The following is a 22897-nucleotide window of genomic DNA, read 5'->3' as shown; positions in this document are numbered from 1 at the left end:
TAGTGAGAACCATTATCAAGAGGGGATCGGTCAAGTTCACCCACACCCTGGACGCGAGCCCGGGCCCGAGGAAGGCGCCCTGTACGACAGCGGGAGGGCGAGCAGCACGACGCCTACAAGATGCACGCGACACGCCGAGGATTGCGTGCAGTGTGCAGGGGTCGAACCGCTCGCCCTCCCGTATGGTCAGACGCGCTTGAGCGGGACGTCCTCGGACGACACCGTGACGCTGCCGTTGACGGTCACGTCGAACGTCAGCAGGTACGTGCCGGTACGGCTGAAGGACCAGGTCAGGTCCTCGTGGCCGCTACCGTCCAGCACGACGCTGCCGGAGGCGCTGGTCTTGCTGGCCGAGATGCTGCCCGCCGCGCCGATGCCCGAGACCGTGCCGCCGGTGCTGGTCGAATCGAGCAGCGCCGGCTCGAACTCGACGTCAAGAACGCCACAGGACTCGGACGGCTCCACCGCGAAGCCGACCTCGGGTCCGCTCGTGCTCGTGAAGGTCAGCCAGTCACCCGCGGGCAGCTCGACCTCGCTACCACCGACGTGCTCGTGCACGTGCACCGCGACGTCGGTCACCTCGCCGAATGCATCACACTCGACCTCCGCGGCGATATCGAAGTGACCCGAGGTGCGGTCGGCCGCCGCTGCGGGGGCCGCGAAGGCGCCCGCCATTCCGACCGTCGCACCCATCGTGACCAGCGCCGCCGCGATCCGACGCGTGGTCTTTCGCTCGTTGCTCATGTGGTCTCCTCCATCTCGGTGCGCGCCCGGACCCGGACAAATGAGAACGATTCTCACGCACGCGAGGAGTGAAGCAGGAGTGAGAATCATTATCAAGAGGTCTCCGCGCAAGTTCACCCGCTCGAGATGCCCGGCGACCGGCAGCTCGACGACGTGCCGGTCGAGTCGGTCCGACTCCCCAGGCATGGGCCGGCGACCCGGCCTTACTGATAATGATTCTCACTTCTGATATGGTCTGCGCCGCGGCCACGGCCGCTCCATGCCCCGTTCTTGCACGTTCAGCGAGGGTGACGACCCGCCACATCTCCCAGGAGCCGCATGCCCCCCGCTCACCGCCGCGCCCGACCGTTGTCCACCACGACAGCCGCGCTGCTGCTCCTCACGGCGACCACCGCGTGCTCGCCTGCCGCACCGGACGACACGGTCGACGTCCTCACGTCCTTCTACCCGCTGCAGTACGTCACCGAGCGGGTCGGCGGCGAGCACGCGAACGTCACGAACCTCACGCCCGCCGCAGCCGACCCGCACGGCATCGAGCTCTCGCCGGCGCGGGTGCGCGAGATCGGCGAGGCCGACCTCGTCGTGTACCTCTCGGGCATGCAGCCGTCGACGGACGAGGCCCTGGCGGCCAACCCGCCCGAGCGCCTGCTCGACACCGCCGAGGCGGCCGGGCTGGAGGCAGGGCCCGACGGCGCCGACGCGGCGCCGTCGGACAGCTCCGCGCTCGACCCCCACTTCTGGCAGGACCCTGCTCGGCTGGCGGACGTCGCGCGGGGCGTCGCCGCCGAGCTCTCCGACGCCGACCCCGCTCACGCGGCCGACTACGCCGCCAACGCCGACGCCCTGGTCGCCGAGCTCGACACCCTGGACCAGGACTACCGTGACGGGCTCGCGCAGTGCGCGGGGGCGACGCTCGTCGTGTCGCACGAGGCCTTCGGCTACCTGGCCCAGCGGTACGACCTCGTCCAGGTCGGCATCTCGGGCATCGACCCCGAGGCGGAACCCTCCCCCGCCCGGCTACGCGCCGTGCGCTCCGTGGTCCGGGCCGACGACGTGCGGACGATCTTCTTCGAGGTGATCACGAGCCCGGAGGTCGCGCAGGCACTCGCGGAGGACATCGGCATCCGCTCCGCCAAGCTGGACCCCATCGAGGGTCAGTCCGATCCGGATGCCGACTACCTGGACATCATGCGCGAGAACCTGGCAGCGCTCCAGGACGGGCTCGTGTGCGAAAGGTGACCTGACCGCCCCGGTTCCACCCCTCGAAAGGTAGGCACGATGCGACTGCTGCTCCACGCTCCAGGAGGTACCCATGGATCCCGCTGAGTTCTGGGCGACCGGCGACTACGCCGTCGTCGGCGACCTGTGGGCGCAGCCCGGCCGCGACCTCGCGACGTCGCTGGAGCTCCAGGGACGCGACGTGGTCGACCTGGCGACGGGCACCGGGGTGACCGCGATCGCCGCCACCGCGCGCGGGGCGCGGTCCGTGGTCGGCGTGGACGTGACCCCCGCCCTGCTGCGGGAGGCCGCGCGTCGCGCCGACCGGGCAGGCGTGGAGGTCACCTGGGTGACCGCCGACGTCCTGGAGGTGCCGCTGCCGAGCCGGTGTGCGGACGTGGTGACCTCGACCTTCGGCATCGTCTTCGCCGCCGACCCTGCCGCAGCCCTGGCAGAGGCGCGCCGCCTGGCCCGGCCCGGCGGCCAGATCGTCTTCACGAGCTGGTCCGCGACAGGCCTGTTCGGCCAGGTCCGACAGACGCTGGCGCCCTTCTTCCCCGCGGCGCCCGAACCGTGGCACGAGACCGCCGACGGCATCCACGCCGTGGCGGGGCCTGGCGCCCGGGTGAGCGAGGAGTCGTTCGTCATGGTCGTCGAGTCACCCGAACGGTTCGTGAGCCTGCTCGAACAGCACAGCGCGCCCATCATCCTCGGCGCCGAGAGCCTCGGCGCCGCATGGCCGGAAGCGCGTGAACAGCTGGTCACCACGGTGCACGAGGCGGGCGAGGACACCGACGGCGCCTTCCGGGTGCCGGTCGGCTACCTGCGCACCACGCTCGGCGAACGTACGGCACGGGCGCGGCGATCGTGAGCGTCGAGCAGCCGGTGTGACGTCGAGCCGGCGTCTCGGAGGCGGCGCGCTCAGCCCGTGACGAGCTTCGCGAAGACGATCACGTTGTCCAGGTGACGGCCAGCTTCCTTGTCGAAGGTGCCGCCGCAGGTGATGACCCGCAGCTCGGGCCCGTCGGTCGCGCCGTAGACGTCGACGCGGGGGAACTCGTCCTTGGGGCTGCTCTTGACCTCCGTGACCTTGAACGTCGCGGTACTGCCGTCGGCCCGGTCCACCTCGATGAGGTCACCTCGACGCGTCGCCCCGAGCTCGAAGAAGACCGAGGGGGCGTATCCCGCTCCGGTCACGTGCCCCTCCAGGACGGCGGGACCGGCCTCGCCCGGGCTGGGCGACCCGTCGTACCACGCGACCTGGTCGTAGAGCTCTCCCGAGGGGACCTGGAGCCGGCCCTCCTCGTCGAGGCCGAGCCCGTGGACGGGCGATTCGACGCCGATGCTCGGGATACGAACTGCTGTGGGCTCCGAGGCGCGCAGGGGCTTCACGCTGGACCTGGTCGGTGCGGGCTCGGCGGCCGGCGATGCCGACGCCGACGGCCGGGTGGACGCGTCCGGGTCGCTGCTCGACGCAGGAACCTCTTGCTCGGCGCTCGTTGCCGCGGGCGGCGTCGGCGGAGGGCCCACCTGCTGGGCTGCCGCCCAGGCCACTGCGCCACCACCGACGACGAGCAGCACAGCGCACGCCACCACCACCGGTGTGCTGGGGCGACGGCGTGCGCTGCGCTGCTCGGACGTCATGTGCGTCAGATGGTCGCGCGACGGCGGGCGGCGACCAGGCCGAAGGCGCCGAGCGCCAGGGCCAGGGTGCCGAAGCCGATGGCGGCCGGGTACTCGACGCCGGACGTGGAGGAACCACCGGTCTCGACGCCACCGTGCGGCATGGCCATCTGAGCCGGGTTCAGCTCACCACAAGCGGCCGGGTCGGTCGCCTCGGACGGCAGCTCCGGATCGAGGTCCGACTTCGTGTCGCCGTCGTACTCGCCGGAACCGTCATGGTCGACACCGTGGACGACGATCACGCCGTCACCGTTGGCGACCTGCTGCGCCACCTCCTGGGAAACCTCGATGGTCCGCGAGTAGGAGTAGCTGGCCTCGGCCGGGAAGTCCGCGACGTCGAGACCGTGCTCGGCGCCCGTCATACCGGGCTCCTTGGTCAGCGTCACCGCGATGGGACCGTACTCGTCAGCCCCGTCACTGGTCTGCAGAGCGCCCTCGAAACCGTTGCCCTCCTTGTCGTTCGCCGGGCACGTGTTCTGCCCGCCGATGTGGATGTGCTGAGCGTGCGGGGCACCGTCGAGCAGCCCCTGGGTCTCCAGGCTGATCTCGACGTTCGTGCCGTCGACCGTGGCCCACGCGGTACCCGAGGCACCGGAGTCGTTCAGCTGGGTGAGCTCGGCAGTGAGCTCATCACCATCGGCCGCACCGGCCGGCGCGGCGGCCAGGGGCAGGCCGACCAGGGCCGCAGTCGCGGCGAAGAGAGCGAGTCGTGACGTACGCATAACCGATCCTCCTTGGTACTAGCGGCATGCTGCCGCCTGAGTAGGACATCGGAGGTTCGGAGCGGCGGACGATCCGGATGGGTCGCGCGTCAGGCGTGTTTCCGGCGGGAGCGTGGAGGGCGGGGTTCGGTCTGGCAGTAACCGGGTGTCACGAGGCGAGCGTCATACCTGTGGGCGCCACGCCGGCCGATAGTCCGGGTGGTCGGCGTACACCCCGGCGTGCGCCTGGACCGCGATCATCAGCCCGGCGAACATGTCCCGCGCACCGGTCGCCACGTCCCCGTCCCCGTTGTCCGACTGCGTCAGGAACTTCCCGAGCTCCTCGAACGCCTCCACGATCGTCCGCTTGGCCGTGCACTCGGCAAGCACCCGCGCTCGCCAGAGGCTGGAGTCCGGGGCGTCGTCCAGCGCTGCCTGCGCCGCCGCCTCGTCCTCGGCGACACGGGCGAGCAGGAACTCGGTGATGATCATGCTGCGGATCCTTCCACGCGCATCCCACGCCCGGCGCTGTACGACGACGGCGAGCGCGTCTCATGGCCGCGTGGTGCGATGCGGCGTCACGATCCGGAGCGCCGCTCGATGATGTCCTTCATCTGGTCGATCTCCTGCTGCTGGCTCCGGATGATCGAGTCGCAGAGCTCGATGATCTCCGGGTCCGTGAGCGAAGCCTCCTCGCAGACCAGGATCGCCCGCGGGTGGTGCGGGATCATCGAGGACAGGAACGCGTCGTCACCCACGAACGTCTCGGTCCGGGCCAACCCGAACGCCCCGACGAGCACCACATCCTCGAGCTCCACGAAGGCCCGGGCGAGAGGCTCGAAGGGCTCATCCGGCGCGGGCAGCAAGAGGGCGTGTTCCGCACGGACCTGCCGATCGAGTGGCTGGTCAACGTCGTGCACTACGTCCTGCACGGCGCTGCCGAGGAGAACGGTGCCGGACGTATCGACACCACGGACGTCGCGGGGATCGTCACCACGACGGTGCGGTCGATCCTGGGCCTGCCCACGACGTAGGGAACGGTCAGCCGAGCGCCCCGACGAGCCCCAGTACCCCGGCTGCGATGCCGGCAACAACGAAGACCCAGCCCAGAGCACGCGTGAACGGGTACACCCACTGAGACTTCCGTGCCTCGGGTTCGCTGCCCTGTTGCTCGAGCGCCGCTCGCGCCATTGCCTCGCTGTTCAAGGCCACGCGCAAGCCCATGGCGATCGCGCCCACCCCCCAGACGAGGGCGAACACCCGGCCGAATGTCATGGGGCGACGGTAGCGGTTGACGTCGTGGAACCGGACCGGCCCGGAGCCTGATCTACTCAGCCTCCGGGCCTTTTGCTGGTGCACCCGGCCCAGCGGGTGGGTTGCGGCGATCTGCGCGCAGGCGCGGAGCTAAGGAGACCCGCCTTGAGCCAGTGAAGAACGTTCTCACGGCCACTGCTGGTTGACCTTACGGCCGTGATGAGTTCAGGACGTGTGGCAGGCCGTCGCGCAGTGAGCGCAGCCGTTTACGTCACCGTAGTACTGCTTGGCTGCAGCGACCGCACCACTGCACGACGCGAACGAACCAAGGTTGGTTCTGTTCGCCGGTGCGGGCAGGTACCTGCACTGGGAGTCGACGTTGTGGATTTCGTGATCGCGCGTCGCAGGTTGCGCGTTCTTGTTCACGCAGAAATTCGGCATGGAAAACTCCATCATTGGATGACACATCTTCGTGTGGTCTAGATGCTATTTCTACTTCGTCGAATTCAGCCCGATAAGTACGGGTGAACGGAGGGTGAGCATTTTCACCAACAGGAATACCGACATATCGCCTTTTATCGCGTCCGCGCCGGCTCACAAACTTCGCGCCTGGCACACGTGCACTGTCGGCGGGTTCAGTGTCAGGGTCCCGGTTGAGCCGTTGGATGCCGGAGGGACAGGGGCCACACGAGCGTTTCACTGCCGCTCTGGTGTTCGGCTGCCGCCCGCAGCAGGCATCAGGTGCGAAGTGACCAGCGGCGCCCGAGTCAGGTGTGGGGCCTCGTCCAGTTCACAGCGTCCCGCGCCCTACCAGCCGACCAGATGGAACCTGGAACGTCATGGCCTAGCCCCTGAACAGAGGCGATGACCTCAGACCTCGGGAACCAGTATCGAGAGTGCAGTTCTGTGTCTCGATCGGCGATCAGCTCGACCAAGGCGCCCTTGGCCAGAGCCCCCTCCAGAACCTCGGCGAAGGCCACGACAGGTTCGATGGGTCCGTATGTCGCGTCGACCTCCGGAGGCACAAGCAGTGAACGTTCGCCGCACAGGCGATGCACGTGGACGCTCGCGTTGATGCAGTTCCAGTCCGTGTCCCACTTCTCGAACGAGACTTCGACAAGCCCGTAGTCGCGCCGCATTCGACGCCCTCGCACATCGATGAGTGGCCAATCGGGGCCACCCAACGCCTGGTCCCAGACGTCAGGATTGGAATCCAGGCCAGCACCGAGCAGTCGGCCGGACGTGATGAAGTCGATGCACAGGGTTGTTGCGCTCACTCAGCGTCTCCACGTCGGCCCGACACAACAGCAGATCATACGACGGCCCAGACGAGGTGAACTAGGTTCCGGGTCATCGCGCGTTCGGTGTCCGGTCCGCTGGGCGGGGTGCAATGGGGTGCGCGGCGGCGCGAAGCGCCGCAGCGCAGGGCTCCGCCCGGACGGGAGTGGACGCGCCGCGAAGCGGCGCCTTAAGCCAGTAAAGAAGGTCCTCACAGGCCCGGGCGGCCGGGGCAGCAGCTAGTACTACAGCCGTAGATCTGGCTGCTGGCCGGGTCGACGTGTAATCGGTTGCGGCGTCGGCGACCTTTCTGCTGACATGCACGCTTGCGTATAACCTCAGAAACTCTCGCTGACGGCGTCCGCGAGCAGCTCTTCTCTGTCGGGGACATACCCGGAGTGCTGTGGACGCCCATTGCTAGCACCGGCCCCCGGCCGCTGGTCTTGATCGGGCACGGCGGTGGCCAGCACAAGAAGGAATGGGGCGTTCTCTCCCGAGCAATCCCCTACGTCGCTTCCTGCGGTTTCGCGGTCGCCGCGATCGACGCGCCGGGAACCGGCGACAGACCGGAGCACGCCGAGATCCAGCGGCTGGTCGCGATCCTCCAGGAACGAGAGGCCGCCGGCGAGCCCGCCGGCCCAGCGTGGCCTGCTCTCTGCGAAACCGTGGCGTCACAGCTTGTGCCCGACTGGCAGACCACCCTGGACGCACTCCAGAAACTGGACTCCGTCGGCGACAATCAGCCCGTTGGGTACTACGGCCTGTCCCAGGGCGGTGAGATGGGCATCCGCCTCGTCGCGGCCGAACCGCGTATCACGGCCGCGGTCCTCGGCCTCATCGGAAGCGAGTGGCTCACCGATGACGCAGCGCGGATCACGATCCCGGTCGAGTTCGTGCTGCAGTGGGACGACGAAGGCAGTCCGCGGGACTCCGTCATGAAGCTGTTCGACGCACTCGGCTCCACCGAGAAGACCCTGCACGCCAACCCAGGCAGCCACTATCGAGTCCCGTCCTTCGAAATCGACAGCTCCGTCCGGTTCTTCGCCCGGCACCTCGGCACCGCGGGCAGCTCCTGACGTCACTCTCTAGTACTAAATCCGTAGATTGGGCCGGTGGGCTGCGGTGATGCTGCCTTCGCGTCGTTGATAGTGGGCCCTACGGGCGCCGCGCTGGTGCCGTAGGCGCCACCGGGACCAGGACAGGATGTGCTGGAGCGTGGTCGTAGCTCGGGTCAGGAGTCTGGTGAACAGCCGCCGGGCCTCGCCGAGGGTGATCGCGACCATGCCTGAACCGCCGTCGGCGACGCGTTCGGCATCGTTCACCACCACCGGGAGGACGGTGAGGAAGGCGTGGGCGACCATCGCCAGGGTGGTCCACCGGTGCCAGGAGTCCCAACGGCGGACCTGGCGGCTCTGACGGCCTACCAGGTGCGAGCATGAACGGCGTCCTGGTGGGGAACACGGTGGGGAGCGAACTACTCCCCCACCGTGTTTTCCCTGGTCGGGCTGACTGGATTCGAACCAGCGACCCTCTGCTCCCAAAGCAGATGCGCTACCAAGCTGCGCCACAGCCCGTCGTCCACGGACACCGTACGCCCCGCGCGACCCGCACGAACACTCCGTACGCACGTAGGAGAGATCGTAACGGATTCGCACGGACAGTTCCGGCTCATTCCGCCCACGCAACAGCTCTGCTCGCGCCACCCTCCGGCGCCGCACGCAGCGCCGTGACCACCACGCGTCAGAGGTCGCCCGGCGGGATGGGGTCCGCGAGGAACTCCTCGATCGCTTCCTTGGTCGGAACCACGGTGACGTCCGAGCCGGAGAACAGGTGCACCAGCGAGTAGCCGAGGTCGCGGACGGCGAGGTTTGACCGGTTGGACGCCTCACGCAGCACGTTCATCGCCGATTCCTCCTCGATGCCGTAGATCACCATGAGCACGCCCTTGGCCTGCTCGATGCCCGACCACTGCTCCGCCGACGCCTTGATCGACGCCGTCGCCTCGCGGGCCGCAGCCTTCCGCTGCGCCTCCGTGACGTCGATGAAGTACCCGAACAGCTCGTTCACGCGGCCGGTCGCGAAGGTACGCCGCCCCTGACCGGTCACGGCCAGCGTGCGGGTCCTGCCCTTGGCATCCACGATGCGGTGCACCGAGCTGAACGGCTCGCCGGTCTCGGCCGCACGCCGTAGGACGCCGTCGACCCGCTCACGGTCATCGGGGTGCTTGTGCGACAGGATCAGCGGCGTCGTCGGCACCACCTCGCCCGGCTCGAAGCCGTGCATCTCGTAGACCTCGTCGGACCACTCCCACGTGCCGGTCGCCAGGTCGAGCTCGTACCGCCCGACCGGCGGCTTGGCGCCTGTCGCGAGAGCTTGCTCGAGTTCGTTCTCCAGCGGCGATCGGCCGGCTGACGGTGCAGTGGTCACGGAGGTCCTCTGGGGCTAGGTCGTGCGGCCGATGCCCCTCGCAGGGGACACAGGACCTGGTGGAGGTCAGAATATCGCGCCGCCGGGCACATGCGGCAAAGCCGTCGGACACATGTGGCAAAAGCCGGGCCGTGCCAGTTCGGCACGGCCCGGCATCGTGACGGGCGGTGATCAGCGCTGAGGCGCCCCGGGCGCCGTCGCACCCAGGATCTCGGCCACGTCCGCCGCGGAGCTGCCATTCGCCGTGAGCTCGACGATGCGCCGCGCGACGTCGCGGACGGCGACGTTCGTGTGGTTGGAGGTTCTGCGCAGCCGCTCGAACGCCTCGTCGACGTCGACGTCCAGCGCGAACGCGACGATGCCCTTCGCCTGCTCGATGGGAGCGCGAGTGGCGGCCGAGGCGCGGATGGACACCGACGCCGCCTTGCCGGCCCGTTCCTGGACCGCAGTGGTGACGTCGACGAAGTAGCCCACCAGCTCGGACACGTGGCGCGTGTCGGGATCGAGCCGACCCTGCCCGACCACCGTCAGCGTCCGCTCGCGGCCGCGAGCGTCCATGATGCGGTGGACGCTGCTGAACGGCGCGCCCGTCACCGCGGCGCCCTCGAACATCCGCGACACCCGGGGGCGGTCCTCCGGGTGCTTGTGCGCCAGGACGAGCGTCATGGTCGGCACCACGTCACCGGGCTCGAAGCCGTGGATGCGGAACGTCTCGTCCGACCACCACCACTGTTGCGTGGCCAGGTCGTACCTGTAACGCCCCGTGAGGTGGTTCGCACCGGGCGTGAGGGCACGCCCGGTATTGGTCGATTCTGCGGTCATGCAGCAGCCTTCCTCGTCGCTACCTGCGCCGATGAGCCGCTGCCTGACTCACCCTGACCGTATCCTCGAAAGCGTCTCTGCGGAAAGTCCTGAGGTGAAATTCCTCTACGTGCCATCGAGCCGGGCCGGTGCGACTACCCGTTCCCCAGCGTCGAGGCCCGCACTACCAACCGCGGTGCCAGCCGCTCGACGCCGTGCGCCGGATCCCCCTCTATCGCCGCGATCAACAGCTCAGCGGCCCGCTGCCCGGGCCGTTCCATCTGCATGTCCACGGTGGTCAGCGGGGGTCGGCTCGCGAGCCACATGACCTCCCAGTCGTCGTAGCCGGTCACGGCGACGTCGTCGGGCACCCGCAGGCCGTGCTCCCGGAGGCGGTCGCAGCCGCCCCGCGCCAGCTGGTCGGAGGCGAACACGATCGCGTCCACCTCGCCCGCTCCCCCGGTGGGGCCGCCGGCGGAGGCCCCGGCGGGCCCCAGCACCAGGTCGACGGCGCGCCGCCCCCACTGCTCCGACCAGTCGCCGTACAGCGGCGGGCCGACGAGCTCCAGGCCGCGCGACCGCAGCTCCGCGACCAGGGTGTCGTGCCGCACCACGGACGCCGCCTCCTCGGCGCGTCCGCCCACGTAGGCGACCCGACGGCGGCCGCGCTCGACCAGGTGCTCGACCAGCAGCCGCATGCCGGCGGCGTCGTCGGGCACCACCGAGGCGTCGTCGGGGTCGGCGGACGGCGGCTACTGCTGCCTTGTACCCGTTCCTCGCGTCGTGGACGAAGTTCCTCGGGGCGCTGACGTTCCTGACCGACTCCAGCCTGTACACGCTGCCGGTGCCGCTGGTGAACCTGCAACCGGGGCGTACGGACAGGTGAACTTCGGGCTGCTCGCGGCGGGGTCCGTCATCGCGATGATCCCCTGCGTGATCCTGTACGTGGCGCTGCAGCGGTACTACGTCGCAGGGCTGGCGTCGGGGTCGGTGAAGGGGTGATCCGACTGCCCAGGTGATCAACGGCGGCGCGTGTCATGCTCTCTCGTGCCGCTCGGGGGGCGCGAGGTTTGCTAAGGTATCGACCGCACCGTGCTGCGAGGCATGGTCGTGCGGGCGTAGCTCAATGGTAGAGCCTTAGTCTTCCAAACTAATTACGCGGGTTCGATTCCCGTCGCCCGCTCAGAGTGCGGAAGCCCAGGTCAGGATAAGTTTCTGACCTGGGCTTCGTGCATTCTGGAGGGCTGGAGGCGGCGCCGGCTGGCCCTAAATGGCCCTAAGTCGCTTGCGGCAGGGCCAGGAGCCGGAGCCACAATGTCCGCTTCACCTGATCCGCAGGACGCTCCCTCTGGGAGCGCGCGCACACCTCGAAGCATGACCAAGCGTCCCCGCCGCAGCATCCGTCGCGCCTACGGCAACATCCGGCAGCGCGGCCCGAACCGCTGGCAGGCCAGGTACACCGGGCCCGACGGCGTGCGTCGTCCGATCGGCACGTTCGAGTCCGAGAAGGCGGCCAACGCTGCCCTGGCTCGCGTGCTCAGCGACGTCTATCAAGGCACGTACCGCGAGCCTGAGACGGGCGACGTGCCGCTGCGGGAGTACGCGCAGCGGTGGCTCGCCACACGCGACCTCAAGCCCTCCACCCTCGACGGCTACGAGCGGCTCTTGCGGCGCTGGATCCTGACGCCGCTGCCGAGCCCGGGCGGTGCGCGGCAGCTAGACCTCGGCTCGCTCCCCCTGCGGTCGCTGTCGCACACCATGGTGAGCGAGTGGTACGCAGCACTGTTGGTGGCGACGGCGGCGTCTGCTGCGGAGTGGCTGGCACGTGGTGGTGGGCCGAGCGAGGCGGCGCACGTGCGGGCGTGGGCGCGTTCCACTGGCCTGCCGGTAGGCGACTCCGGGCGGATGCCGGCGGCGGTGTGGCAGGCGTGGCGATCTGCCGGTTCGCCCGCCGCCGCGTTGGTCGAGTCCCGGCATGCCGGGACGGTGACCGGCCGCACCCAGGCGGCGCACGCCTACGCGCTGCTTCGGACGATCTGCGGCGACGCGGTGCGGGACCGACTCATCGAGGCGAACCCGTGCAGCATCCGGGGCGCGGGCCAGACCCGACCGGCGGAGCGTGTGGTCCCCGGTGACACCGTCGTGGATGCGATCGCGGCGGCCTTCGACGGACCGTCCGAGCGGTACCGCGCGGCCGTGATCGTCGCTGCGCATTCTGGCCTGCGGGCGGGCGAGCTGTTCGCGCTCGAACGTCAGCACGTCGAGCGGACGCCGCAGGGCGGTGTGCGGCTCAACGTGCGCCAGACGCTCGTGGACGTGCCGGGCGAGCCGGTCGCGTTCGGCCCGCCCAAGTCCGACGCTGGACGCCGCAAGGTGCACCTGCCTCCGGAAGCCGCCCGGGTCCTCCTAGCCCACCTCGACCGCTACACCGGGCCAGGTCCGCGGGCCCTGGTGTTCGCGACCGCCGCCGGGCGTCCGGTACGTGGTGGGAACCGCTCGTCGATGTTCTCTCGGGCCAAGAGGCGCGCTGGGGCGCCTCTTGAGCTCCGCTGGCATGACCTGCGGCACCTGGCGGCGACCCGCGCCGCCGAGGCGGGGGCGACGCTGGCCGAACTGCAGCGGCGCATCGGGCACTCGACGGTCGCCGCCGCCATGGTCTACCAGCACGCCACGGACGACGGCGACGAGCGGCTGGCGGCGCGGATGGCCGAGATCCAGGCAGCGAGGCGGGCGTCGAATGTCGTGGAGTTCCCTGGGCTGAGCGGGTGAGGGTGCCGGCCGCTGCCCGGCGCTCCCCGTGGAGCCGGACAGCGGCCGGTGCTTGGGAGTTCGTGCACACCTACCTATCGATGACCGCGATCGGACAGGAGTCAGCGATGGATACCCAGGGTGTACTGCCGTTTGCTGTTGACGATCCCCTGCTCACGTCGGCCGAGGCCGCCGAGGTACTGGGAGTGTCTCGCTGGTGGTTCGGCGAACTGGTGCGGCGCGGACGCGTGGGGCCATGCGCGCGGATCAGTGGCCGGCTGCGGGTACGGCGGTCGGTGCTGGACCGGTACCTGGCCGAGCAAGCGGGCGACCCAGAGGATCCGTACCTGACGTACGAGGACATCGGTGCGTATCTCGGTGTCTCGTCGTGGACGGCTGGGGAGCTGGTGCGGCGCGGGCTGCTAACCGGAACTCGGATCGGCCGACGGGTCGTGGTGCGACGGTCTGCGGTGGAGGTCTACATCGAGACCTGCACGGGGTAGGCCCAGCACTGCGCGCCGGGGCGTTCGCCCAGGTCGTACGGTCCCGTTAAACTGGCGGAACCATAATTATCCGTTTTGTTCTCCAGAGCCGGATCGGGCTGTACCGCGCGTGTCGTTCAGGTAGAAGCCCAGGTCACGCGGTGGTGCCAAATTGGCACCACCGTACGTGTCCAGATTTTCCCTGGTGGCCGACGACAGCCCGGCTCTGGCCGCGCGGCATGCCGGAGCAAACCCGCAGGTCGCGCGGTGGTGGCAATTTGCCACCACCGCGCACGTCCGAGTTATCCCGCATACATCTGCACCTGCCTGTCCCATGCTCGCGATTGTGCACGCCACCTGTACCTGTCGAGGTACTACTTGGCGTCCCCCAACGCAGCTTTTCTCGGCGCGTCCCGGGTGGGGGACATGGCTGTGAACTGGGCGACCGCATGTCCCCCAACTCGTGGGCATTGCTGACAGCCGAAACGTGGATCTCAACGCGTGTTCGTGCCTGGGCATGGCCCAACAGCTGGGCTAGCGGGCTCCATCCGGTGGCCTTCACCTGGCGGACTGCGTGCGAGTACATATCCATGCGTCGAGGGTGACGGACGAGCGCACGCTCTGCGCACACCAAATTGGCCGCACACCAGGGTGTGCGGCCGTATCCGTGCAGGTCAAATGCACACACCACTTCGACGCCCAACGGTCCCCTCGGCGCAGACATTCGTCTTCGAGGGCGAGTCCGGGGCATCCCTCGGTGATCGGACCCGTGACGGCTCTGTTGTCGGTTTGCCCGAGCACTGGCAGGTGCGGCGCGGATCAGCGTCAGCCAAGCCCTGTACTCTCCGGCTCACCGCCTGTGCTCGGACCGAGGGAGGGTACAGATGATCATCGACGCCGACGGCCCCTGGACGGCAGTCGCGCGGCTCGTCGTCGATCGCGAGCAGCGTGGTGAGGAGCACGGCGTCACCGATGACGGCGCCACGTTCTGCGGGTTGTCGCCGGATCTGGTCGAGGTCTACCGGCATCCGTTCAGCGGTCGTGGGCGCTCCGACTGCCGAACATGTGCTCGTCGGCTGTACGAAGTCGCCGGCCTCCCAGGTAAGGAGCCGACGCCGGCGGCTTGGGCGCGCCCGTTGCTCCGCTGGACGGCCTGGGTCACGAACGGCGCCGACGCCGCCATGGTCACAGACGCTCTGCGACAGGTGCTGACAGGTAGAGCCGTCACGGCGGTGCGCTACGCGGACCTGGACTATGAGAGCGAGCACCCGTACTGGCACGAGGGTGACCGAGACACCGTCGGGCACGGCCTGGAGCTCGACCTCGACGACGGCTCGACCTGGTCGGTGATCTGGGAACAGCAGGGACACAGCACTGGCCTCGGGATCTCGGCCGAGCCGCTCATACCCAACCACCTGCACCAGGCCCGGATCTGGAACGTCACTCGCCACTGGCGCCGGCGCGGTCCGCGCACAATCTCTCAGATCGAGACCTTCTGGTGGCCCGAACGACCGCCGGGAGACAGTGGCCCGTCCAGCGCGCTGAGCCTGGGAGGACTGGTGCTACACGACTTCGACCGCGACCGACAAGCCAGCGTGGTGATCGACGAACACTTCGACGTCCGCATCTACTTCTCGCCCAGCCGCGCACGACGCGACGGGTACTTCACCGACAACTACGTCAGCCTGTAGCAGCTCTCACATCGACATTATCCGCAGAGTTCGGTCTCCACACGCCGGAGGATAGTGCTCGGCCAAAGTCGCCGTGGGAGACGGCGGGAGGACGCCAGTACGCTCGTCGTATGGCGAGCAACCCGGTCGACGTCGAGTTCGTGCAGGTGGCCACAACGTTTGATGCCGTCGAGGAGGCCGAGGCTCTCGCCTCGTCGGCTGTCGATGCACAGCTCGCGGCATGCGCGCAGGCCGAGGGCCCGGTCACGAGCGTGTACCGGTGGGACGGCGCGGTTCAGAAGGACAAGGAATGGCGCGTCACGTTCAAGACCACTGCCGCCCTCGCTGACCGGCTCACCGAGTACATCGTGCGTGAGCACTCCTACGATGCCCCGGAGGTTCTGGTGACGCCCGTGATCGGCGGACACCAGAAGTACCTCGAGTGGGTGCAGAACGAGACACAGCAGGAGTGATCATGCGCGCGTTCGACCCGAGAGGGTAACGACCGAGCGCACGCTCTGCGCACACCAAGTTGGCCGCACACCAGGGTGTGCGGCCGTATCGGTGCAGGTCAGAGTGCGCACATTATCTCGTCGCCTGTCGCCTTCATCCTCGGCTCCCATGACGAACGCCGAGCGCCCGGCTACAAGGCGGAACACAGTAGCCTCAGAACCATGAGCCTGGGTGTGCTGTACGTCGTGGTGGCCGCTGCTGGAGCGACCCGGCAGGTACCGTCGCGGCTTCTGCCGTTGGCTACCGAGCGAGGCTGGGACGTGCATGTTCTGGCCACTGAGCAGGCGGTGAGCAGCTTCCCCGAAGCGATGGAGCAGATCGCGGAGTACTTGGGGCGTCCGGTGCGGACGGACTTCCACACCACGGTCGGGTACTCGCTACCTGACCCGGATGCCGTGATCGTGGCCCCGGCGACCTACAACACGCTCACGAAGTGGGCGCTCGGCATCGCTGACACCTATGTGCTGACCCGGTTGGCGGAACAGATCGGCCGTGACATCCCGATCACCGCCGGGCCGTATATCAACGTGAAGTTCGCTGACCACCCGACCTACCAGGGCAGCCTGGCGACCCTCAAGGAGTGGGGCGTGAACGTCGTGATCGGCCCGAGCGAGCCACACGAGTCGGGCGTGGGCGCCGCGGATGACTTTCCTTGGGAAGAGATCCTGGACACGCTCACGCCCGCGGACACGTAAAGCGCACCTTCGGACCGCGAGCCGTCAGGTGCTCGCGCCAATCCAGGCGTTGAACCGAGCCAACGGCTTGTTCACATACCGGTGGGCACGGATGAGCATGCGCAGCACTTCACGGGTGGTCGGGTGGTGGCGCGTCTGCTGCGGAGCAAGTTCCCGAGCCCGCTGAAGGCTCGCCAGCGACTGGTCATGGCGGCCCTGCCAGAGATAGGCCCGGGCGATGTCCATGAAGTGATGCCCGGTCCGAGTCGGCGGGAACCCGTCGGGGATACGGAGATCGCGAGCGATGGTAAGCGCCCGAGGCCCGTCACCGAGCTCGATGGCCGTTGCCACGTCATGGAACCCGGTGTTCGTGGGACCGAACGCGAGATTGCGCCAGAGGTGGTCCGTCTCGACCCGCAGGTGTTCGGCGATGTCCCGTGCCTCGGCGATGTGTGCGCTCGCACCTGCGGCGCTACCGGCACGCGCGGACAGGTCCGCAGACCGTAGGTGCAGGGACCCGATCATCCGCAGCGTTGCCACCTCTCGCGTGGGTTCGGCGTCGAGCACGGATCTGGCGCTGTCGATCAGCCGCAGCCCGACGTCGTATGTCCCGTGGCGAAGCATCGATGAAGTGCGGGTATGAGCGGCGAGGCCGACCGCGAGAGGCCTGCCCCACTGGGCTGCCGTCCAGGCGATACGGTCGGCCACGATCGTGGCCAGGTCGTCGTACCCAGTGGCGTGCAGAATCGACATGGTCGGGTGCAGCACCGTCGCAACGGCATCGAACAGTTGCTCCTTCTCCGGTGCCGCTGTCGTCGCGTGGATGGCGGCAGTCATCTCCATGAGCAAAGCGGGTACCCGCGCGAGTGCCTGCACGTTGCGGTCCGCCTGGCGCAGATGGGCCACGGCGCGTGCGTCCGCAAGGATCTCGGCTCTGGGACGAGGTGGTGTCTCCAAGTCAGGGGGTACATCCCAGTAGTTGAGTACGCGCCGGACCGGCGGGATCAGTCCGTGGATCGCGTCACGGTGCGGCCCGTCGAGGTCGTAGGGCTGCCCGGTCAGTGTCGTCACGTCGACCGCAAGAGGCTTCGCCACAGCGGCGATTAGGACGGAGGTCGCCTCTCGCGACTCCTGCTCCACCTTGCGCAGCAGCGACAGGCTGATCGATGCCTGCTGGGCCAGCGCAACCTGCGTCATCCCTCGCGCCTTGCGGAAGTGCGCGATGCGCCGGCCGATCGCCTCGTCTTCGTTCATCGTTTGATCCCTGCTCCGGGAGCGTGACCTTCGTGAGCCTAGACCGCGCGAACGGCCCAGCCGAGCGCTAGCGCCAGGTGACACGCGAGTGTGTCACTCCCGGGTCTTCCGGGACACCGAGAGTAGGCCCTGGGCGGCCCGTGATCGTCGGGCACATGACCAGCACAGCTGACTGCGGGTGCGTAGGGGGAGCAACGATGGGCCTTCAACTTCACCGTCAGGACGACACGTCGACCGCCGTGGATTCGCTCATGTTGGCTATGGGCATAGCGGCCGAAAGTCTTCGGTTGGTCGGGCCAGCTCTCGTTGAGATCGTGACGTTGAGGCGCGGTCGGATCTGTCTGCAGCCCACCGACCTCAACCGGGGTGAGCAGCTCGTGCAGATCCTGGGATGTGAGTCCCCTTTGGACCACCGGATGTTTGTTCCCGGGCACACGCTGTGGACTGGTGAGCGCGGTGGCCTGGAGGTCCAGGTGCGATCGGCGCTGCGGAAGGTAGTGGCCCGATGAGCGCTGTGACTGCCACCACCGCTCGCGTCCTTGTTGCTCTCGATATCGACGGCACGCTGATCGACAGCGATCGGCACGTTCCGTCTGGCACCGTCGAGGCTCTGGACCTGGTCCGTGCGGCAGGCCATGAGGTCGTGCTCGCCACAGGCAGATCGCTGGCCGGGCTGCTGCCGATCGCTACCAGGCTGGGACTCACGCAGGGGTGGGCTGTGTGCTCCAACGGTGCCTTGACGGTTCATCTGGACGGGGCCGCGCCGTCGGGCTACGACGGCATCGAGGCGCGCACCTTTGACCCCGCACCCGTCATCAGCCGAGCCCTGAACGTCGCACCGGGCGTGCGTGTCGCGGTTGAGGAGGTCGGATGGGGGTGGCGCACCAGCAGCCCGTTCGAGCCGGATGAACTCAATGGGCAGCAGAAAACTGTCCCTCTGGCCGACCTGATGGCCGAACCCGCGACTCGGATCGCGCTCAGTGCCGCTGATCTCCGCCGCTATACCGACGCTCTATGCGCCACCGGGGTCACCGTGGCCGCGCAACGGGCGGACTGGCTCGACATAACGGCACCCGGCGTCAACAAGGCTGTCGCCCTCGACGTCATCCGCAACCACCTCGGCATCCCTACCGACCGCACTGTGGCGGTCGGCGACGGCGTCAACGACCTCGACATGCTGGCCTGGGCAGAACGCTCGGTCGCAATGGGACACGCCCCAGCGATCGTGCGCAGCGCCGCCGACGAAACCACGGGCTCCATCCACCAAGCTGGCGCCCTGCCTATCCTGGCCTCCCTCGTTCCTCCTGTGGACGGTTCACGCTCGCCTCTTGCGGCGCAGATCGTCACCGCCGAGCGGACGGCGCCCGGGCCGGTCGTGCTGCGGGTATGGCACGGCGCCGGATCGGACCTGTGCCGGTGTGAGGCGTGGACCCTCCAGGACGGCCGCTGGGTGAGACACGCACCGATTCCGTCCGGCGTGGGCATCACGATGCGTGCGATCGAGACCGCAACGCTCGAGGCCGGCCTGCCCTACCCGCGTGGCGACGAGGGCCGCCGTCGCGCGCAATGGCGCAGCGTCACCGGTGACGGCCCGGCCGGGTTCGAACTTCCCCTGAGCCGCCCATAGCCGCTCCCCATTGATCTTGCGGCTGGGTGGCGCCCCAGACCCCTTCATCACTGCCCAGCCGCAAGCCCGCTTCTGGCGGGCCTGTCCAGCACCACCCCTTACAACGAGGAGGAAGCAACATGACCACCACCGCACGCGAGCTGCGAGAGGGACGGTCGCTCGTCGAGCCGGACCTGTTCCACCGGCTCGTTCAGCGGGTCGCTGAGGAGAACGACCACGACCTGACCATGGCGGCCCGAGTCATGGACCAGGCCCTCGCGTTCCTGGGCACCGCCGTCACCCATCAGGGCCGACCGCTCTCGCCGTCGGAGGAGGTTGACCCGGGGTGGCACGAGTTCATCCTGCACACGGTTGACTACGCTGCGTTCTGCGAACGGATCGCTGGCCGGTTCCTGCACCACGTGCCCACCGACCCCCAGGACCCGTCCACCCAGGGCGAGTCCGCTCACGAGGCGATCCAGTACACCGTGGACGCCATCGCCGAGGCCGGGTTCTACGTCGACACCGACCTGTGGCCGACGGCGCACTCGGTCGTCTGCTCGCAGTGCCACCAGGGCTGCACCAGCTCCACCGCACCGTGACCAACCACTGAGGAGAGCACGATGCACCGCCGCTCATGGGAGGAACTGCCCACCGCCCTGCGCCACGCCGTCGAGGCGGAGTGCGGACCGGTGCTGCGTGCTGAGGGGCCGTCGGCAGGACGCAACTCGACCTTCGCCGCGTTCCTGCACACGGCCGACGGGACGGTGTTCGTCAAGGGCGTTCCCGACTACGAGCGGCTGGTCACCGTGCACGAGCACGAGATCCAGATCAACTCCCGACTGCGGGACGCGGTGCACGAGGCGCCGCGGCTGCTGTGGGTCGTGCGCACCGAGGGATGGCTGCTCGCCGGGTACGAGACCGTGCCCGGCGAGCACGCCGACTTCACACCCGGATCACCGGACGTCCCAGCCGTGGCCGAGGCCTTATCGCGCCTCGCGCAACAACTCAGCCCGAGCCCTGCTCCTGGTGTGTCGCCGCTCCGAAAGAGGTACGCGCGCTTGGCCGGTTGGCGGTGGCTCGCGGACAACCACGCGGACGGGCTCGACGCGTGGGAGAAGCAGCACCTAGACCTGCTGATCCATTTCGATGACGAGGTGCAAAGCATCTTGGCTGGGGACTCCCTGGTCCACGGCGACATCCACCAGCTCAACCTGCTCGTGCACGGCGACCAGGTCCGTCTGATCGACTGGGCCTGGTCCCGGACCGGACCACCCTGGGTCGACGCCGCACTACTCATTCCCCGGCTGATCGGCGAGGGGCACCAACCAGCCGAGGCCGAGCACCTCGTGTCCCGTACCTGGGGCATGCAGCACGCCAGCGCAACAGGGGACGCCATCACGGCGTTCGCCGCAACCATCTACGGCCAGTGGCACCGTCTTGCCGTCGAGTACCCAAGCCCGCATCGAGAGGCGGCTGTTCGCGGCGCACGGCTCTGGATTCAGCACCGGTTGTCTTCGAGCTAGCTGCTTTGCCGTGCTCGGACGCATCTGACCCAGGAACCATCGGAGATCGCTCGAATTGAGTTCTGACGCTCCCGAAAGTCCAGTTCCGGCTCAGACGTTGAAGCGTGTCATGTGGCCCTGACCTCCTGGTTCTCCGTTCGGCTTGGCGCCTTGGGGGAACTGTGGGGGAAGCGGGCCGGGTGTGCCGCCACCACGAAGGCAGTGGCTGGGAACTGCGACGGATCTGTCGTGATTCTCGACAAGCAGGACTCGTGTCTGCTCCACGCTGAGGCTACCCGTTCGCCTCGTTGCCCACTCGGCACTCACAGGCAGTCGCAGGTTAGTCGTCCGACGCGACGACCAGGCGCATGGACTCATGCTCACGGTCAATCGCGACGAACTCATGGAAGGTCGTCGCGATCACACCGCTGCAGGACAACAGGTCCCGCCCTCTCGGTCGCGGTGGCGGGGCCCGCCGGGGGGCACCCCACTCTGCCATGATCGCCGGATGGAGCTCCTGTGCCGTCGGTGCCACCGACGCGTGGCCGTCAGCGCTGCCGAGTACGACATTTTCGAGCAGATGCATTACGTGTGTTTCCACTACGAGTTTGAGCACGGCGAGTTCGACGTCGACGAGGAGTGTGACGCTGGCGGATGCCCCTCGGCCCCTTTCGGTTCCGGCAAGCGGGCCGTGGTCGAGACCGCCCGAGCCCTGGCGATCGAATCGGCGTCGGGTACACCGTGGTCCAACCCGACACTGCACGAGTACCTCGAAGCACTCGCCGGGTGGATCGAGGACTCCGAGGGGCACTATCCCCGTCATCCGCCACAGAACGGCTGGGAAGTCGTCAATGACGCCCTCCGGGCCGCGACGGTCTACGAGTGACCCTCGGCAAGGCGTCGACACGCGGTAGTGCACGTAATGGAGAAGCCAGCCATCGCGGACCACGAGCCGGTATCTGCGCGACCTCGGCACCGGACTCACAAGTCGGACCTGAATCACTCAACGAAGGGGGCCCTCTGACGACGCGCGGGCCGCTGGGAGGCCACAATCTAGGGCAGACATCTTACAGGCGAGGAAGAAGGTCCGCCCGACCGGAGCGCCCTGACCAAGCCGGGATTTCATCTCCGGAGCTTGGATTCGAACCACTGGCCTCTTCTGGGGGTGCCGAGTCCACGCTCTACAACCGGACCGTCTGGTTCTTGTTCTTGTGGCGAGTCCGCGACCAGCAGGATCGTTGAAATCTCGCGGGTCTGCGGGCTCGCCGTCGAGGCTGGCACCGATGCTCGCTGGTGCGCAACCGCGCCCGCCCAGGCACATTCGAAGCGTGGCACGCACGTGGCACGGGGCTCATGCGTGGCACATCCGTGGCACGAACTCGTCCGCAATTCAGGGCATGAGATCGATGGTGAGATCTGTGACGTGGCCGTCGACAGTGGCAACGGTGCCGCTGCTGTCGCGCTTACCTTCCCCGACGATCAAGACGACGTGATGGAAGCCGTTGGCGTCGATGTGGCGGGACGCCAACCCCTGAACTGTGTCGGCGATATTCCGTCGGCAAGAGCACGGTCTTGGGGCTGCTCAAGGACGCGGGCGTGACGATGCGCAAGCAAGAATTACCAGAAAGCCGAGTCGCCGAAGCGGTCGCCCGCTACGAGCAAGGCTGGACCGCCCCACAGATCGCGGATTACTACGGTGTCTCGGCCAGCAACATCCGTGCCCGGCTAAAGGAAGCTGGCGTGACGCTGCGCGATAGTCATCGGCGTCGGCGGTTGGATGGGTTCGATCCAAGCCTGTAGCGAAACTTCCCCCGTGCCTATAGCCGATATCCGTCGTCCTCACTCGGGTCGAAAGCACTGCCCGTCCGCATGCGGCTCCGCTCGTCATCGACCGGGAGCTCGTCCAGGAACTCCGTGAGTTCCTTGCGGAATCGGCGGTAGACCGTCAGCACGTCGTCACGCATCTGCTCGCAGGTTTGCAGCGTTATGGGCTCGTCGGTGGGCTCAGTGCGCGATAGGCCGAAGTGTGCCACCTGCTGACTAGCCAAATCCCACCAGCGCCTTAGCCGCACGCCGAGTTCGCCGGGCTCACATTCCCAGGTTGGCAAGATGTCTGCGATCCAGATGTCCTTGCTCTTGTTGCCCCGCTTCTGTAGGAACTCGGTCAGGGAGCGCACGTTAATGAAGAACGACTCGAGGCACGCGTTGTACAGCACGCCGTCCAGGTCTGGGTTAGCCAGATGAGGTACGAGGTTTCGCAGCGCCCTCGCGGCGTAATCGACTTGACCAAGCTGTCTCTGCCGCACCGTCCATGGTGACCTGCGCTGAGCGTCGCCCAC

Annotated in this window: 28 protein-coding genes and 2 tRNA genes; 16 read left to right on the top strand and 14 right to left on the bottom strand. The window is 68.0% G+C overall.

Annotation, left to right across the window (positions count from 1 at the left end):
• Window positions 1-186: 186 nt before the first annotated feature.
• On the bottom strand, window positions 187-744 hold the full coding sequence (locus tag LUM46_RS25650; RefSeq protein ID WP_274998069.1) for a hypothetical protein: 558 nt from the start codon (window positions 742-744) through the stop codon (window positions 187-189).
• Window positions 745-1062: 318 nt separating this feature from the next.
• Between LUM46_RS25650 and LUM46_RS25645 the strand changes: the two genes are divergently transcribed.
• Window positions 1063-1983, top strand: a complete 921-nt coding sequence (locus tag LUM46_RS25645) for a metal ABC transporter substrate-binding protein (protein ID WP_274998068.1) — start codon at window positions 1063-1065, stop codon at window positions 1981-1983.
• Window positions 1984-2056: 73 nt separating this feature from the next.
• Window positions 2057-2833: a class I SAM-dependent methyltransferase gene (locus LUM46_RS25640; protein ID WP_274998067.1), complete on the top strand. Its 777-nt coding sequence runs from the start codon at window positions 2057-2059 to the stop codon at window positions 2831-2833.
• A 50-nt stretch (window positions 2834-2883) separates the two neighbouring features.
• On the opposite strand, the gene LUM46_RS25635 is transcribed toward LUM46_RS25640, so the two are convergent.
• From LUM46_RS25635 to LUM46_RS25620, 4 genes are all read right to left on the bottom strand, one after another.
• Window positions 2884-3606 carry a class F sortase gene (locus LUM46_RS25635; RefSeq protein WP_274998066.1) on the bottom strand — a complete coding sequence of 241 codons (723 nt, stop codon included), beginning with the start codon at window positions 3604-3606 and terminating at the stop codon, window positions 2884-2886.
• Between the two features lie 5 nt (window positions 3607-3611).
• Window positions 3612-4367, bottom strand: a complete 756-nt coding sequence (locus LUM46_RS25630; RefSeq protein ID WP_274998065.1) for a CHRD domain-containing protein — start codon at window positions 4365-4367, stop codon at window positions 3612-3614.
• Between the two features lie 162 nt (window positions 4368-4529).
• Entirely contained in the window at window positions 4530-4838 is a 309-nt protein-coding gene (locus tag LUM46_RS25625) for a DUF6221 family protein (protein WP_274998064.1), read from the bottom strand.
• Window positions 4839-4924: 86 nt separating this feature from the next.
• Window positions 4925-5164, bottom strand: a complete 240-nt coding sequence (locus tag LUM46_RS25620) for a DUF305 domain-containing protein (RefSeq protein WP_274998063.1) — start codon at window positions 5162-5164, stop codon at window positions 4925-4927.
• Window positions 5165-5218: 54 nt separating this feature from the next.
• Here LUM46_RS25620 and LUM46_RS25615 point away from each other — a divergent pair, with 54 nt between their 5' ends.
• A complete protein-coding gene (locus LUM46_RS25615; protein ID WP_274998062.1) occupies window positions 5219-5380 on the top strand; it encodes a hypothetical protein in 162 nt (53 codons plus the stop codon).
• A 7-nt stretch (window positions 5381-5387) separates the two neighbouring features.
• Here LUM46_RS25615 and LUM46_RS25610 read toward each other — a convergent pair whose 3' ends face one another.
• Together LUM46_RS25610 and LUM46_RS25605 are read right to left on the bottom strand one after the other, a co-directional pair.
• Window positions 5388-5621, bottom strand: a complete 234-nt coding sequence (locus LUM46_RS25610) for a hypothetical protein (RefSeq protein ID WP_274998060.1) — start codon at window positions 5619-5621, stop codon at window positions 5388-5390.
• 746 nt (window positions 5622-6367) lie between these two features.
• Window positions 6368-6877 (bottom strand): hypothetical protein, encoded by a 510-nt coding sequence (locus LUM46_RS25605; RefSeq protein ID WP_274998059.1) that lies wholly within the window; start codon window positions 6875-6877, stop codon window positions 6368-6370.
• Window positions 6878-7276: 399 nt separating this feature from the next.
• Between LUM46_RS25605 and LUM46_RS25600 the strand changes: the two genes are divergently transcribed.
• Window positions 7277-7954 carry a dienelactone hydrolase family protein gene (locus tag LUM46_RS25600; RefSeq protein ID WP_274998058.1) on the top strand — a complete coding sequence of 226 codons (678 nt, stop codon included), beginning with the start codon at window positions 7277-7279 and terminating at the stop codon, window positions 7952-7954.
• 421 nt (window positions 7955-8375) lie between these two features.
• Here LUM46_RS25600 and LUM46_RS25595 read toward each other — a convergent pair.
• From LUM46_RS25595 to LUM46_RS25580, 4 genes are all read right to left on the bottom strand, one after another.
• Window positions 8376-8452: transfer RNA gene (locus tag LUM46_RS25595), tRNA-Pro, on the bottom strand.
• A 166-nt stretch (window positions 8453-8618) separates the two neighbouring features.
• Window positions 8619-9305 carry a PAS domain-containing protein gene (locus tag LUM46_RS25590; protein ID WP_274998057.1) on the bottom strand — a complete coding sequence of 229 codons (687 nt, stop codon included), beginning with the start codon at window positions 9303-9305 and terminating at the stop codon, window positions 8619-8621.
• 171 nt (window positions 9306-9476) lie between these two features.
• Window positions 9477-10127, bottom strand: a complete 651-nt coding sequence (locus LUM46_RS25585; RefSeq protein ID WP_274998056.1) for a PAS and ANTAR domain-containing protein — start codon at window positions 10125-10127, stop codon at window positions 9477-9479.
• 134 nt (window positions 10128-10261) lie between these two features.
• Entirely contained in the window at window positions 10262-10825 is a 564-nt protein-coding gene (locus LUM46_RS25580) for a LacI family DNA-binding transcriptional regulator (protein ID WP_274998055.1), read from the bottom strand.
• 44 nt (window positions 10826-10869) lie between these two features.
• Here LUM46_RS25580 and LUM46_RS25575 point away from each other — a divergent pair, with 44 nt between their 5' ends.
• The 7 genes from LUM46_RS25575 (at window position 10870) to LUM46_RS25545 (ending at window position 16214) form a co-directional block, all read left to right on the top strand.
• A complete protein-coding gene (locus LUM46_RS25575) occupies window positions 10870-10992 on the top strand; it encodes a hypothetical protein (RefSeq protein WP_274998054.1) in 123 nt (40 codons plus the stop codon).
• A gap of 226 nt (window positions 10993-11218) precedes the next feature.
• Window positions 11219-11289, top strand: a tRNA-Gly gene (locus LUM46_RS25570).
• A 191-nt stretch (window positions 11290-11480) separates the two neighbouring features.
• Window positions 11481-12875 (top strand): site-specific integrase, encoded by a 1395-nt coding sequence (locus tag LUM46_RS25565; protein WP_274998052.1) that lies wholly within the window; start codon window positions 11481-11483, stop codon window positions 12873-12875.
• Window positions 12876-12982: 107 nt separating this feature from the next.
• On the top strand, window positions 12983-13357 hold the full coding sequence (locus LUM46_RS25560) for a helix-turn-helix domain-containing protein (RefSeq protein ID WP_274998051.1): 375 nt from the start codon (window positions 12983-12985) through the stop codon (window positions 13355-13357).
• Window positions 13358-14220: 863 nt separating this feature from the next.
• Window positions 14221-15027, top strand: a complete 807-nt coding sequence (locus LUM46_RS25555) for a hypothetical protein (protein WP_274998050.1) — start codon at window positions 14221-14223, stop codon at window positions 15025-15027.
• Between the two features lie 110 nt (window positions 15028-15137).
• The gene (gene cutA, locus LUM46_RS25550; protein ID WP_274998049.1) at window positions 15138-15479 is read left to right on the top strand and encodes a divalent-cation tolerance protein CutA; all 342 of its coding nucleotides are present in this window, start codon (window positions 15138-15140) and stop codon (window positions 15477-15479) included.
• A gap of 213 nt (window positions 15480-15692) precedes the next feature.
• A complete protein-coding gene (locus LUM46_RS25545) occupies window positions 15693-16214 on the top strand; it encodes a flavoprotein (protein WP_274998048.1) in 522 nt (173 codons plus the stop codon).
• Window positions 16215-16238: 24 nt separating this feature from the next.
• On the opposite strand, the gene LUM46_RS25540 is transcribed toward LUM46_RS25545, so the two are convergent.
• Window positions 16239-17447, bottom strand: a complete 1209-nt coding sequence (locus LUM46_RS25540) for a helix-turn-helix domain-containing protein (protein ID WP_274998046.1) — start codon at window positions 17445-17447, stop codon at window positions 16239-16241.
• 505 nt (window positions 17448-17952) lie between these two features.
• Between LUM46_RS25540 and LUM46_RS25535 the strand changes: the two genes are divergently transcribed.
• The 4 genes from LUM46_RS25535 to LUM46_RS25520 all read left to right on the top strand — a co-directional run bounded on the left by LUM46_RS25535 (window position 17953) and on the right by LUM46_RS25520 (window position 21444).
• Entirely contained in the window at window positions 17953-19074 is a 1122-nt protein-coding gene (locus LUM46_RS25535; RefSeq protein WP_274998045.1) for an HAD family hydrolase, read from the top strand.
• Window positions 19075-19193: 119 nt separating this feature from the next.
• Window positions 19194-19655: a glycine-rich domain-containing protein gene (locus LUM46_RS25530; protein WP_274998044.1), complete on the top strand. Its 462-nt coding sequence runs from the start codon at window positions 19194-19196 to the stop codon at window positions 19653-19655.
• 21 nt (window positions 19656-19676) lie between these two features.
• Entirely contained in the window at window positions 19677-20579 is a 903-nt protein-coding gene (locus LUM46_RS25525) for a phosphotransferase (RefSeq protein ID WP_274998043.1), read from the top strand.
• A 520-nt stretch (window positions 20580-21099) separates the two neighbouring features.
• The gene (locus LUM46_RS25520; RefSeq protein WP_274998042.1) at window positions 21100-21444 is read left to right on the top strand and encodes a DUF7660 family protein; all 345 of its coding nucleotides are present in this window, start codon (window positions 21100-21102) and stop codon (window positions 21442-21444) included.
• 504 nt (window positions 21445-21948) lie between these two features.
• Here LUM46_RS25520 and LUM46_RS25515 read toward each other — a convergent pair.
• On the bottom strand, window positions 21949-22086 hold the full coding sequence (locus LUM46_RS25515; RefSeq protein WP_274998041.1) for a hypothetical protein: 138 nt from the start codon (window positions 22084-22086) through the stop codon (window positions 21949-21951).
• 68 nt (window positions 22087-22154) lie between these two features.
• Here LUM46_RS25515 and LUM46_RS25510 point away from each other — a divergent pair, with 68 nt between their 5' ends.
• Window positions 22155-22358, top strand: a complete 204-nt coding sequence (locus LUM46_RS25510) for a sigma factor-like helix-turn-helix DNA-binding protein (protein ID WP_274998040.1) — start codon at window positions 22155-22157, stop codon at window positions 22356-22358.
• Window positions 22359-22375: 17 nt separating this feature from the next.
• Here the strand turns inward: LUM46_RS25510 and LUM46_RS25505 are convergent, their stop codons facing one another.
• Complete coding sequence (locus LUM46_RS25505; RefSeq protein WP_274998038.1) at window positions 22376-22897, bottom strand: hypothetical protein; 522 nt, start codon at window positions 22895-22897, stop codon at window positions 22376-22378.

This window comes from Promicromonospora iranensis, from assembly GCF_028994805.1.
Classification (GTDB): domain Bacteria; phylum Actinomycetota; class Actinomycetes; order Actinomycetales; family Cellulomonadaceae; genus Promicromonospora; species Promicromonospora iranensis.
This window is presented reverse-complemented; position numbering and strand designations above follow the sequence as displayed.

Excerpts from the sequence above, each read along its gene's own strand:
- LUM46_RS25650 (WP_274998069.1), bottom strand. The coding sequence starts at position 744 with ATGAGCAACGAGCGAAAGACCACGCGTCGGATCGCGGCGGCGCTGGTC.
- LUM46_RS25645 (WP_274998068.1), top strand. The coding sequence starts at position 1,063 with ATGCCCCCCGCTCACCGCCGCGCCCGACCGTTGTCCACCACGACAGCC.
- LUM46_RS25640 (WP_274998067.1), top strand. The coding sequence starts at position 2,057 with ATGGATCCCGCTGAGTTCTGGGCGACCGGCGACTACGCCGTCGTCGGC.
- LUM46_RS25635 (WP_274998066.1), bottom strand. The coding sequence starts at position 3,606 with ATGACGTCCGAGCAGCGCAGCGCACGCCGTCGCCCCAGCACACCGGTG.
- LUM46_RS25630 (WP_274998065.1), bottom strand. The coding sequence starts at position 4,367 with ATGCGTACGTCACGACTCGCTCTCTTCGCCGCGACTGCGGCCCTGGTC.
- LUM46_RS25625 (WP_274998064.1), bottom strand. The coding sequence starts at position 4,838 with ATGATCATCACCGAGTTCCTGCTCGCCCGTGTCGCCGAGGACGAGGCG.
- LUM46_RS25610 (WP_274998060.1), bottom strand. The coding sequence starts at position 5,621 with ATGACATTCGGCCGGGTGTTCGCCCTCGTCTGGGGGGTGGGCGCGATC.
- LUM46_RS25585 (WP_274998056.1), bottom strand. The coding sequence starts at position 10,127 with ATGACCGCAGAATCGACCAATACCGGGCGTGCCCTCACGCCCGGTGCG.
- LUM46_RS25565 (WP_274998052.1), top strand. The coding sequence starts at position 11,481 with ATGACCAAGCGTCCCCGCCGCAGCATCCGTCGCGCCTACGGCAACATC.
- LUM46_RS25560 (WP_274998051.1), top strand. The coding sequence starts at position 12,983 with ATGGATACCCAGGGTGTACTGCCGTTTGCTGTTGACGATCCCCTGCTC.
- LUM46_RS25555 (WP_274998050.1), top strand. The coding sequence starts at position 14,221 with ATGATCATCGACGCCGACGGCCCCTGGACGGCAGTCGCGCGGCTCGTC.
- cutA (WP_274998049.1), top strand. The coding sequence starts at position 15,138 with ATGGCGAGCAACCCGGTCGACGTCGAGTTCGTGCAGGTGGCCACAACG.
- LUM46_RS25540 (WP_274998046.1), bottom strand. The coding sequence starts at position 17,447 with ATGAACGAAGACGAGGCGATCGGCCGGCGCATCGCGCACTTCCGCAAG.
- LUM46_RS25535 (WP_274998045.1), top strand. The coding sequence starts at position 17,953 with ATGAGCGCTGTGACTGCCACCACCGCTCGCGTCCTTGTTGCTCTCGAT.
- LUM46_RS25530 (WP_274998044.1), top strand. The coding sequence starts at position 19,194 with ATGACCACCACCGCACGCGAGCTGCGAGAGGGACGGTCGCTCGTCGAG.
- LUM46_RS25525 (WP_274998043.1), top strand. The coding sequence starts at position 19,677 with ATGCACCGCCGCTCATGGGAGGAACTGCCCACCGCCCTGCGCCACGCC.